Origin of the sequence: Pseudomonas sp. W4I3, assembly GCF_030816195.1 — a bacterium.
Classification (GTDB): Bacteria; Pseudomonadota; Gammaproteobacteria; order Pseudomonadales; family Pseudomonadaceae; genus Aquipseudomonas.
Map to the genome: position 1 here is coordinate 3,649,612 of NZ_JAUSXS010000001.1, position 12,005 is coordinate 3,661,616.

General features: G+C 57.8%; 11 protein-coding genes. 2 read left to right on the top strand and 9 right to left on the bottom strand.

Translation table 11 applies throughout. The features are described from left to right. Positions 1-71: 71 nt before the first annotated feature. From QF045_RS16660 to QF045_RS16690, 7 genes are all read right to left on the bottom strand, one after another. Complete coding sequence (locus tag QF045_RS16660) at positions 72-2,024, bottom strand: response regulator (RefSeq protein WP_306493178.1); 1,953 nt, start codon at positions 2,022-2,024, stop codon at positions 72-74. Continuing rightward, positions 2,014-2,889 (bottom strand): sensor histidine kinase KdpD, encoded by an 876-nt coding sequence (locus tag QF045_RS16665; RefSeq protein WP_306493179.1) that lies wholly within the window; start codon positions 2,887-2,889, stop codon positions 2,014-2,016. The genes QF045_RS16660 and QF045_RS16665 overlap by 11 nt, the downstream gene beginning before the upstream one ends. Continuing rightward, on the bottom strand, positions 2,882-3,895 hold the full coding sequence (locus QF045_RS16670) for an ATP-binding protein (RefSeq protein ID WP_306493180.1): 1,014 nt from the start codon (positions 3,893-3,895) through the stop codon (positions 2,882-2,884). The genes QF045_RS16665 and QF045_RS16670 overlap by 8 nt, the downstream gene beginning before the upstream one ends. Then, positions 3,886-4,290, bottom strand: a complete 405-nt coding sequence (locus QF045_RS16675; protein WP_306493181.1) for an anti-sigma regulatory factor — start codon at positions 4,288-4,290, stop codon at positions 3,886-3,888. The genes QF045_RS16670 and QF045_RS16675 overlap by 10 nt, the downstream gene beginning before the upstream one ends. Further along, entirely contained in the window at positions 4,287-4,649 is a 363-nt protein-coding gene (locus QF045_RS16680) for an STAS domain-containing protein (RefSeq protein WP_306493182.1), read from the bottom strand. Before QF045_RS16680 ends, QF045_RS16675 begins: the two co-directional genes overlap by 4 nt. Positions 4,650-4,653: 4 nt before the next feature. Then, positions 4,654-5,508 carry an STAS domain-containing protein gene (locus QF045_RS16685; RefSeq protein ID WP_306493183.1) on the bottom strand — a complete coding sequence of 285 codons (855 nt, stop codon included), beginning with the start codon at positions 5,506-5,508 and terminating at the stop codon, positions 4,654-4,656. A gap of 340 nt (positions 5,509-5,848) precedes the next feature. Further along, positions 5,849-7,099, bottom strand: coding sequence for an MFS transporter (locus QF045_RS16690; protein ID WP_306493184.1), 1,251 nt, complete (start codon positions 7,097-7,099; stop codon positions 5,849-5,851). Between the two features lie 102 nt (positions 7,100-7,201). Here QF045_RS16690 and QF045_RS16695 point away from each other — a divergent pair, with 102 nt between their 5' ends. Continuing rightward, on the top strand, positions 7,202-8,170 hold the full coding sequence (locus QF045_RS16695) for an AraC family transcriptional regulator (RefSeq protein ID WP_306493185.1): 969 nt from the start codon (positions 7,202-7,204) through the stop codon (positions 8,168-8,170). Positions 8,171-8,268: 98 nt separating this feature from the next. On the opposite strand, the gene QF045_RS16700 is transcribed toward QF045_RS16695, so the two are convergent. Then, positions 8,269-9,096: a DMT family transporter gene (locus tag QF045_RS16700; protein ID WP_306493186.1), complete on the bottom strand. Its 828-nt coding sequence runs from the start codon at positions 9,094-9,096 to the stop codon at positions 8,269-8,271. A 313-nt stretch (positions 9,097-9,409) separates the two neighbouring features. Here QF045_RS16700 and QF045_RS16705 point away from each other — a divergent pair, with 313 nt between their 5' ends. Next, positions 9,410-10,630 carry a pectate lyase gene (locus QF045_RS16705; RefSeq protein ID WP_306494910.1) on the top strand — a complete coding sequence of 407 codons (1,221 nt, stop codon included), beginning with the start codon at positions 9,410-9,412 and terminating at the stop codon, positions 10,628-10,630. On the opposite strand, the gene QF045_RS16710 is transcribed toward QF045_RS16705, so the two are convergent. Continuing rightward, on the bottom strand, positions 10,610-11,953 hold the full coding sequence (locus QF045_RS16710) for an MFS transporter (protein WP_306493187.1): 1,344 nt from the start codon (positions 11,951-11,953) through the stop codon (positions 10,610-10,612). The two genes, QF045_RS16705 and QF045_RS16710, sit on opposite strands and share 21 nt — an antisense overlap. Positions 11,954-12,005 lie beyond the last annotated feature (52 nt).

A 12,005-nucleotide genomic window follows, 5' to 3' on the forward strand; every position in this document is an offset into this window, starting at 1 on the left:
TTATTTAGCGCTGAACACCGAACAGTTTGGCGAGGCTGGTTGAGCCTTTGGATAGCCTGACCCGAGTAACTTTACTTAGCCCCGGCCCTTTGGATCGCTTCTCGGACTTTGATTAGAAATACAGATATTTCAAACGGCTTCATGATCATATCCATCCCTTCGTCAAGAATGTCCTGACGGTTCAGAGCGTTTTCCGCATAGCCCGTCATGAACAACACCGGAAGGTCTGGGCGACCCACTCTCGCCAGATGAGCGAGTTGGCGTCCATTCATTTCTGCCATTCCAACGTCCGTCAGCAACAGGTCGATAGACCCATCTCGCTCCATAGCGGACAGTGCGGTCGTCACGTCTGCCACCTGAGTGCATCGGTACCCTGCATCAACCAATACCTCCTCCACGAACATGCGCACTGAGGCGGTATCTTCAACGATCAATACGTGCTCTCCCTGACCCAGTTCCACGTCTTGCTGCTTTTGCGGCGCTGTAACCGGTTGATCAATTGCCGCAGGCAACATCAATGTCACCTCTGTTCCCTGGCCAATCACACTGCGAATCTTTACGTCGCCTCCAGACTGGCGGGTAAAGCCATGAATGGTCGAAAGACCGAGACCGGTTCCTTTACCAATGGGCTTGGTAGTGAAGAAAGGGTCGAACACCTTGCTGATAACACTATGCTCGATGCCAACCCCGTCATCACGTACAGCCAGGGCAATATAGGGGCCATCCGCTAAACGGGAGTCGCCGCTGGAATAAGCTTCGAATGTCCTGATCCAGATATTACCGCCCTCTGGCAGGGCATCCCGCGCATTGATTACAAGATTAAGTACGGCGCTCTCCAGTTGCCCCGCATCGACCATCGCGACTGTGCTGCGTGATGTCAGCTCAAGTTTCAGGCCAATCCGCTTACCAATCGTTCGTCTGACCAGCTCCTCGAACGAGCGCACATGTCGATTGACGTCCGTAGGCCTTGTATCCAAAGGCTGCTGTCGCGCGAACGCCAGTAACCGTTGAGTCAGCGTCGCGGCGCTCTTGGCTGAGCCGAGTGCCGCATCTGCATAGGCAAGCACCTTCTCCGGTCGGCCGTCCTCAGTGCGTTTTTTAATGAGCTCAAGCCCCGTCACGATGCCCGTCAGCAGGTTGTTGAAATCGTGCGCGATGCCTCCCGTGAGTTTGCCAATAGCGTCTATTTTTTGTGCTTGCAGTAACTTCTCTTCAGTTCTTTCGCGCTCCGCGACGGCATCGGCAAGCTGATTGCTGACTGAATCCAAGCGAAGTAAATGTGACTGTTCACGGCGTCGGTGATCAGTGACATCCTCGATAAATACCAGGCTTAATCCGGTGGCACGATAGGGCGAGACTTGCCATTCGGTTTCACGCACATCGCCTCTGACACGCATCGTCAACGTGCCCTTCCAGCGCTCACCCGTGCTGAGGGCATTACACAGACCCGCAACCACTGGCGCCTGGTTTTCGCTGAAACACTCCAGCAAGCCATGTTCACTGGAGCCTTTGGCAATCAGTCTGGCGAAGGCGTGGTTGCATTCGTGCACATTGAGCGCGCCATCTATAACTGCAATCGGGGCCGAAACATTGATGAAAATTTCACGAAAGCGTTCTTCGCTTTCCCGTAATGCGAATTCGGTATCACGTACCCTCAACAGGGTCCGTATTGTTGCCAGCAACACATCGGAATCGACTGGGTGGGTAAGGTAAGCATCAGCGCCTGCTTCAAGGCCGGTCACGACGTCTGACGTTTGTATCGACGCCGCCGATACATGCACCACAGGAAGCAGCGCGGTGCGCGGCTCGGTACGTAGCTGGCGTACGATATCAAAGCCGCTCATGTCCGGCAGGTTGACGTCCAGAATCAGGGCATCCGGAACGCGCTCTGCGATCTGCGCGAGCCCATCGGTGCCCGTCCCCGCCTCAAAAACCGAAAACCCATGCCGCTCCATTCGCTTACGCAGTGCGTAGCGAGTCGCTTCGTTGTCATCAACGATCAACAGTCGAACTTCAACTTTCATCAATGATTTCCTGGGTAACCGCTAAAGGAATGACAACATAGAAAGTCGACCCTATGCCGGGCTCGCTTTCCAGGCCTACCCGACCGCCAAGCAATTCAGCGAACCGTTTACAGAGTGACAATCCCAAGCCGGTACCCCGAAGACGTTTCTGCAAGGGTGAATCAACTTGTATGAAGTCTTCAAACAGCTTGCTGTGCATCTCTTGGGGAATACCAATCCCCGTGTCGCTCACCGCAAAACGTACTTCTCGCAGATTTTCCATACGCGCAGACACCCGAACCTCTCCACGCTGCGTGAACTTCAGAGCGTTCGAAATGAAATTGCGAAGTATCTGCGCGAGCTTTTTGTCATCGGTGTAAAGCCTAGGTAGCCCTAACGGCTCCTCAAGAATCAGATCCACCGAAGATGCGTCGATAATTGGGCGAAACATACCGCGCAGCGCCGAGAACAAATCAAGCATGTCAAACCAGGCAGGCGAAATGCTTATCCGCCCGGCCTCAATTTTAGCCAGATCCAATAGGTCGTTGACCATATCATTCAGTTCACGCGCAGCTGTACTCACGAAGGTGACCTGCTTGTGCTGTTCTGGGCTCAAAGGGCCATCGAGTTCGTCACTCAAGATGCTGGCAATGCTTAGAATCGAGCCCAGTGGCGTTCGAAATTCGTGACTCATGTACGATAAGAATCGGCTTTTTAGATCAGAGGCTTGGCGTAATTCATCGGCTTGGTTATCCAATTCGGCATACAGCGCCAGCACGCCCTGGTTGGTCTCTTCCAGTTCGGCTCGCAGTGCCTGTGCTTCCGCTCGCAACTGTCGAAGTTCTGCTGACTCCTCGACTAAACCGCTAAGGGGTAGGTCAGTCATCAGCGCTCTCCAGTGCAATCACAACTACCGTTACGTCGTCTCTACCTCTGCAATAATCCCGGTGGAGCACCGCCGCGATAACAGCGGGGTGTCTAAATATCAATCCGGGGTAGTCACGAAGATTCCAGCGCGACTGGAGACCATCGCTATACAGTATCAGCAAGGCGCCAGCACATTCAGGATAGTCGGTCACTCGAATTTTTCGGTATTGAAGTCCAACAATACCTGGGTGCGATGCAATGCCACGAGTCTTGTCAGTTGCCACCAGCGTGGCTCCGATATTGCCAATACCGATGAACCGTAAAATGTTCTGGTTTGCGTCGAATTGCGCAATGGCAACCGCGCCTCCGCGTGTGCCACGCATGTCGTGATGGAGCTCTTCAAGCATAAAGTCAGGATGAGCGAACGGATCACGGTTGAACGCACAAACCCCTGCCTTCGCGGCATCTTCAGCTTCGGGGCCGTGTCCGAGTCCATCGATGACGAGGACACTTATTTGCTTATCGCTGATCGCCACCTCCCACGCATCGCCGCACGCAGGATCATTGTAGAGCGAGTGTTGGCTGAAGCCGGCACGTACGTCTCTCGTAACGGAGGAACGCGGGTAAAAACGGGTCAACAGCACCGTCCCACGACTGTCCGTATGAACATCAAATACTTGCGCCTGGCGTAGGATCGAACCCAAGCCGATCCCCTGGGTGCCACGGGTTGAAAAACCGTCAACCAGGCAATCCTGCGGATCGAATCCCGCTCCGCGATCAATCGCGATGACCTCTATACCCAACGGCGAGGAATTTAAAACGCGCAGATGCAACTCACCATTGCTCGCGTGCTTGAGGATATTGCTGGCGAGCTCTGTAACAACCAATGCCACACGACCTGAGTCGACGGCATCGAAGCCAGACTGTTCAGCCAGACTCTGGGCCGTCCGTCGGGCGTGCCCTATCTGGCTACTGTCTTCTATGGGCAATACCAGCGTTAAGCCACCGCCAAGCCTTATGTCCATTTGCAAATCATCACGCGCGTGCCCGCCCCAGGCGCCGTTTCAAGGTCGAAATCATCGACCAGGCGCTTTGCGCCCGTCAGTCCCAACCCAAGGCCACCGCCAGATGTCCAGCCATCGGTCATGGCCAGCTTGAGATCGGGGATACCCGGACCTTCATCGCGAAAGGTCAGACGCACACCGGTACGCATGCCATCCTCGATAATCTGCCAGTCCATGACACCACCACCGCCGTAGGTCATGGTATTTCGCGCCAACTCGCTCACTGCTGTTACCAGCTTGGTCAAGTCGATCAAGCGCATGCCGCAGTCCTGAGCAAGCTTGCGAGCCAGTTGCCTGGCCAACACAACGTCTTGTTCAATGTTAACGGGCTGAGTGCCGCTCACGCGGACGTTCATTGTGAGGCTGCCCGAGCACGCAACAGCGTCATGCCTCGCTCAACATTCAGCGCAGTGCTTACGCCTGGCAGCGTCATGCCCAGCTCTACCAATGTGATCGCCACCGCAGGCTGCATGCCCACCAGCACGGTTTCAGCGTCCATGATTCTGGACAATCCTGAAATCATGCCAATCATGCGACCGATGAATGAGTCGACCATATCCAATGCCGAGATGTCGATTAGGACGCCACGTGCCGATATCTGACTGATGCGCTCGGAAAGATCGTCCTGCAGCGTCAGTGCCAGTTGGTCATGCATATCGACTTGAATGGTGACGAGAAGAAAGTCACCCATTTGCAGGATTGGAATCCGCTCCATTTTTTTATACCGAAGCCTTGGCGACAGTCACACCCAGACGCCGCAGCGCCAGGGCCAGCGCGTCAGCAAGATTGGCTTTGGTCACAACGCCCTGCAGGTCGAGTCCCAGGTGAACGATGGTTTGGGCAATCTGCGGTCGGACTCCGCTGATGATGCAATCGGCACCCATTAGACGGATAGCGGTGACGGTCTTGAGCAGATGCTGGGCGACCAGCGTGTCGACAGTCGGGACGCCCGTAATATCAATGATCGCAATTTCAGAACCTGTATCGACTATTCGCTGCAGCAACGACTCCATCACAACCTGGGTGCGCTGGGAATCCAACGTGCCAATCATGGGCAGTGCCAGCACGCCATCCCACAGCTTGACCACCGGCGTCGACAACTCCAATAGCTCTTCTTGTTGGCGCTTGATGACGGCTTCGCGTGATTTCTGGTAGGTGCGAATAGTGTGCATACCGAGTGTATCGAGCAGTTGCGAGAGCTCCCAGAGTTGCTCTGCCAATAAACTTGCATCGTCGGAATACTCAGTTTGCAGCAAAGCAAAAAGCGGCCCTTTCAATGAGAAAATAAAGTAAGCCGTCTGCTGCGCGTCTTGTCCGACAAGCGCACGCTGCTGCGAAAGTTTTTCCAGGAATTGACGTACTTCATCACCCTGAGCCGATCCGACAGTTTGTGAGCCACCGTCATTCGCTATGGCATTTAACAAGCGCAGAAATTCAGCCATTTGCTGCTTGATATCATCGACTTTCAGGTTGCGAGTAGAACCACTGGCTTCAAGATCTGCCATCCAGCGGACGGCCAGTTCCACGTCGGATTTCTTGAGCAGATTTACGGTTCGCTGATGCAATGCAGCCATGTGTCGGAGCTCCAAGGTTTCGTGTGCGAGCCTTGAGCAATGAGCCGGCCGACACAAACAATTTGAGGATATTGAGAAGTACGCTGAAGACGAAGCCTTGCCGAAGAATGCAAGACATCCGGCAGAGTAGCAGCAGAACTAAATGAGGCCTAGCAGATTGATTCAGGTGCTTTTCTTTATCGATAAATTGCCAAGGGCGATACATAAGCATCAGCGTCCGGCCAAGTCACCCACCGAACGACAGCATTTAGGCCCAGGGTATCCGCGTATTGTTAAGCGTCATATTGTTCATGGGTTATCTCCTGGTTACGAACGGGATCAAGGCGGCCGGCAAACAGGATCAAAGATGCAGCGCGGGCTTGGGCTGGCCAACGCCATGGGCAGAACGGACGCGGACCCGCAGCGCAATCAGCACCGCGGCCAGCAGCATCAGCACGGCCGCTGCGACGAATACGCCTGCGCTGCCACCGAGGCTGAACACTGCCCCGCCAGCGGCGGCGCCGGTTGCGATGGCCGACTGCACAGAGGCCACCACCATGCCCCCGGCGCTTTCCGCCTGATCAGGTACCGCACTGGCAACCCAGTTCGACCACGCCACCGGCACACCGCCAAAGGCCAAGCCCCAGATCGCCAGCAATACCGCCTGCCCCGGTACCGAGGCCGGCAACAGCACCAGCGCCAGTGCTGCAACACCGACCAGCGCGGGCATCAATACGAGCGTGGCCAGCGGGTGGCGCTCCAGCAGCTTCCCGGCCAGCAGCGTGCCGGCGAAGTTCGCCACACCAAACCCCAGCAGCATCAGTGACAACCCTTGCGGGCCGATGCCGGTAGTGCCTTCAAGGAATGGCCGAACATAGGTGAACATCGCGAAGTGGCCGCTGTGCACCAGCACGCATCCGAACATCCCCATGGCGATGCCCGGGCGCTGCAACACCTCGAGTACGGTGCGCAGACGTGCCGGCCGGCGTGGCGCAAGGCGCGGCAGCGTGAACGACTGGAACGCCAGGGTCAGCATGCCAACCGCCGCCGCTGCAAAGAACGCGCTGCGCCATCCATACAACCCGCCCAGATAGCTGCCCAGCGGCACCGCAACGACCGTCCCGATGGCAATGCCGCTGAAAATGATCGACAGCGCCCGGGGTAGCAAAGCGCTCGGCACCAAGCGCATCGCCACCGCCGCCGCCATGCTCCAGAACCCGCCAAGGGCAATGCCCAGCAAGATACGCATCAACAACAGCACCGCGAAGCTGGAGGATACGGCGACCAACAGATTAGAGGCGACCATCAACGTGGAAAAGCCCAACAACACCCAACGTCGGTCGATGCTGCGGGTCAGGCCTGGCACCAGTAAGCCGGCGAACAGCGCCACCACGGCTGTCACCGTTACCGCCTGGCCAGCCAGCGCCTCGGACACGCCCAGGTCAGTGGCCATCAGCGTCAACACACTGGCCGGAAGATACTCGGCGGTCAGTAACCCGAACACACCCATTGCCAACGAGAACACGGCCATCCACGCGGGGGTCGCAGGCTCTACGTCCGCACCGACGCCGGGATGGCGGTCGGATGCGGCATTACATACACAGTCAGTCATTGCACGGATCTCCCAATCTTCAATGCGAGCCGCAGTCTAGGCACTGAAAGCTGGATGATCTATGATCGAAAATCTCTATTTTTTGACTAAAACACCTGAACGATGCCTGCTGATCAGTTTGCGCTTTCCTCGGACCTCATCAACGAGCTGCTACGCGGCATGCGCCTGCGTGGCGTCGAATACCGGCGTATCCAGGCGGGCCCCACCTTCGGTTTGGGTTTCGCGCAAAAACCGGGGCATGCCTGGTTCCACTTCATGGCCGTCGGCACTGCGGTGCTGCACATGGAGGACGGCAGCACCTATACGCTGTCTGCCGGCAACGCCGTGTTTATCTCCCATGGCGCGGCCCATCAGCTGGTTTCTCATCCCGGCGTGCCGGTTGAGGACATCGATCGTCTAGCGAGCGCCCCCCTCGGTGACAGCGTCAGCGCGGTGGATACCGGAGCCGAAGCCTGCCCCACGCCGAGCACTATTTTGTTCAGTGGCTGCATGGAGTTTGAACTGGGCAGTATCCACGGCCTTGGTCGGCTGATGCCGGGCATGATGCTGATTGATGCCGGCGGCCAGCGTTACCCCGGACTGGTGCCGATCCTGACCACCATGGAACGCGAGGTCAGCGCCGCACGTGTCGGCTTTGCCGGTATCCTCGCGCGGTTGGCCGACGTGGTGGCCGCCATGGTCGTTCGCGGCTGGGTGGAGTGCGCCTGCGGGAATGCTTCTGGCCTGGTCGCCGCCTTGCGCGATCCACGCTTGGCCGGTGCGCTGCTCGCGCTCCATCAACAACCGGGCCGCGACTGGACCGTCGCGCAGCTGGCGGAGCATTGCAATACCTCGCGTTCGGTCTTCGCGGAGCGCTTCCAGCTGACGATTGGCATGACCCCGCTGCGCTATGTCACCGAACTGCGAATGCGGCTCGCAAGCCAGTGGCTGACACTCGAAAGGCTGCCGATTGAGGAGGTGGCGCAGCGCTTGGGCTACACATCCCAGGCCGCTTTCAGTCGTGCATTCAAGCGCATTACCGGCAAGACACCGGGTTTGAGTCGTAAGGTGAGGCAGTCCGCTGTAACGTGAAACCGAGCGCAAGGTTATTGACCCGTAAGTCGATGCGTCCGAATGGGCGCGCCTGCGAGACGTTGACCATTGACATAGCGCCTGAACCGTCGGCTGTATCAGCCGATGATGAAGGTACCGCTGGCGATCACTACGCATGCCAGTATCCGGCGTGCGGTGAGCGTCTCGCCGAGGAACACATAACCGATCAACGCCGCAAACAGCACGCTGGTTTCGCGCAATGCCGATACCGCGCCGAGGGGCGCCTGGTTCATCGCGTAGATGACCATTGCGTATGCAAGCAAAGAGACCAACCCTCCAACCAAGGCGGTCACTGTTCCGGGCCGAACGGAGAACAAGCTGCGGGCATCGCGTAGACCGATGTAGAGCACAGGCATCAGCACGCCCCACAGGGCACACATCCAAACCGTGTAGGCAAGCGGCGCATTGGACAACCTGGCGCCAATGCCATCGACCACGCTATAGGCCGCGATAAAGCAGCCCGTTCCCAGCGCATAGGGCAGACTGGGTACCGACAGACTGCGCCCTTTGAAGGCCAGCGAAATAATCCCGCCTGACACCAGCACAATACCGAGCAACGTACCCGGCGTGATGCTTTCTCCGGCAAAAACGGCGGCGCCCAGGGTAATCAGCACCGGCGACGATCCGCGTGAAATCGGATAAATCTGCCCCAGGTCGCCGACTCGGTAACTGCGCACCAGAAACAGGTTGTAGCCCACATGCAGCACCCCCGATAGCACCGCGTAGCCCCAGCTTTCAATCGCCGGGGGCACCATGAACGCTGCGGCGACGACACAAGTGATGGCGATTGCAATGCACATCACTGTCATGGACCACAGCCGATCGGCACCGCTGCGCAGCAGCGCATTCCAGCTGGCATGCAGGAGCGCTGCGAAAAGCACAAGGAGGATGATATGAATAGGCATGCGCCACTTTAAGCAATCCGGAGCCCTGACTGAAGCGAAGTCTGTTCATTGCAGCATGCCGATGAGCATTACGCCCCCGAAGTCCCTCGCGAGATAGCCGCCACTGGCCCTTAACTGAACCTGACCTGAAGCCACTCGGGATCGAAAATCAAACCATTTGATAAATGGCGTCGGGTATTCCAATCATAGCGCGCCTATTTCCCCAGGCCTTGCCGGCATTTTTTACCCGAACTCAAACGCTCAGGAGATGCACTTGAAGCCCAGCACTTGCCTTGTGCGCTGCTTGTCTGTGTCCGTGCTGTGCGCGGCGCTGATGTCACCCCTGTGTTCGTGGGCCGACGCGCGCCCTGAGGGTTTTGCCAAAGGAGTCACCGGCGGCGGTAACGCCATGGTTGTGCGCCCCGCGACGCCCGATGAACTTAAAACGGCCCTGTGTGCGACCTACGACACTCACGGTCAGTGCACCGATGACACGCCGCGCGTCATTGCCCTGGACCACACGTTCGATTTTCGCGGTTCGGTCATCTCGAACGGCAGCGCCCAGGTCACCGAAGCCGGCTGCATGGCCAATGCCTGCCCCCATGGCGGCGGGCAGTGGGCGATCGATGGCGCCAATCATTTTTGCCAGTCCAAGCCTCCGGCCACCGTGACCTACGACAAGGCCGGGTTGCAACGCCTGAAGGTCGGGTCGAACAAGACGCTGATCGGTCTGGGCAGTCATGCTGGTATCCAGGGCATGGGCCTGTTCGTCGGTGGTGGCTCGCACAATGTGATTGTGCGTAACCTGACCCTGTCCGACATCAACCCACGCGTGGTCTGGGGCGGCGACGCGCTCACGCTGGACGATACCGATGGCGTGTGGATCGACCATGACACGTTCGTACGCATTGGCCGCCAGATGGTAGTCACCGGTTGGGGCAGCGCGACGCACGTGACGCTGTCCAACAATGAGTTCGATGGCCGCACCCCCTACTCCGCTACCTGCGATGGCCATCATTACTGGGTGTGGTTGTTTCTTGGGCATCACGACACCCTGACGCTGGTCGGCAACTACGTGCATGACACCTCGGGACGCGCGCCTCATTCCGGCGGCATGGGCGATGCCGATGTTCGCGCGCAACTGGTCAACAACGTGTTCGCGCACCTGTCCTACCAGGGCGCGATCATGTCGCGTACCGCCACCTCGCACTTGCTGGTGGAGGGCAATGCCTTCGTGGACGTGGCACATCCTTTGTTCAACGACACCCGGCAACCCGGTACGGCTTTCGCGCCCTTCACGCAAGCGACCGGCGACGCCTGCCGGGTTGCGATTGGCAGGCCTTGCGTGGTCAATCAACAACACCTGAGCGGCGACGACTACCGGCCCGAAGACGTGCCGGCGTTGGCGGCGTTCAGTGCGTACCGTGAATACCTCGTGACGCCACAGCCGGCTGAAATTGCGCTGGCCCAAGTGCCCGCACACGCAGGAGCAGGCCACCTTACCGAGCGCCTCACACAGCTGCGTCGTAGCACATCAGGTTTTGCAAAGCATTGATTTGGGAATCAGCAGGATCAGCACGCAGCTGACGAGCAGGCAACCCCCCAGCACATAGGTGCCGTTGTTCATATCGCCTGTCAGCGTTTGCGCCATGGCCGTGATCATGGAACCGGTGAACCCGGAGAGGTTGCCGATCGCGTTGATCATGCCGATGCCCGCCGCAGCGGCCACACCGGATAAAACCGTGCCCGGCAAGGTCCAGAAAATCGGCATAAGGCTCAGCAAACCTGAAGCGGAAACGCTGAGGAAGAAAATCGACAGTGGCAGGTTGTGGGCAAAAACAGCGCTGCACATCAGGCCGACTCCGCCGATGAACGCCGGGATTGCCGCGTGCAAGCGGCGCTCACCGGTTTTGTTGGAGTGCCAGGCGTTGAGGGTCATGGCAACAATGGCGGTGGCATAGGGAATTGCCGTCAGCAAGCCGATGTGCAGGGTGTTGGAGATACCGGTTGCCTTGATGATCGTCGGCATCCAGAACGCCAGCCCGTAAAAGCCGGTGTTGAATGTCAGCAGGATCAGTACCAGCAACCACACGCGACCATTGAAGATCACCTCCCGAAGGCTCGATGCCTTCGAGGTGCTTTCTTGATCGAGGTTGTTTTTGAGCATGTTCTTTTCGGCGGTCGTCAGCCACTTGGCGTTGTCGATTTTATCCACCAGCAACGTCACCACGACGACGGCCATGATCAGCGATGGAATGCCTTCGATAATCAGCATCCACTGCCAGCCGGACATACCGTGGACACCCTGCATCGCCCCCATTAACCAGCCTGAAAGAATCCCGCCGAGGGTCAGGCTGATCGGCATCGCCATCAGGAAACCCGCCATGACGCGGCTCTGCCGGTGCGTCGGAAACCAGTAGTTGAGGTAGAGGATTACCCCTGGAAAGAAACCGGCTTCGCATATCCCCAGCAAGAAACGCAGCACGTAAAACATCGTTTCCGATTCGATGTGGAAGAACTTCGCCAGCGGTACCGTGAACGCCACCGCCATGGAGACAATGCTCCAGCTGATCATGATGCGAGCGATCCAGAGGCGCGCGCCAAAGCGATGCAGCAATAGATTGCTGGGGACTTCGAAGAGGAAATAACCCCAGAAGAAAATGCTCGCGCCCAGCGCGTAGACGGTGTTGCTAAATTGCAGATCGTTGAGCATGTCCAACTTGGCAAAGCCGATGTTCACCCTGTCCAGGTACGCCGCCATGTAGCAAAACAGCAGGATTGGCAGGATACGCAGGATGACTTTGCGGTAGGTGCGGTCCTCGGAGGTAAGCGCCGCCGAGCCCTCTCTTACGAGAGAACGCTGAGATACTGATTCCATCTGTCGACCTCAAGGCATGTCGTCATGCCGATTGTTATTGTTTTGGCTTGCG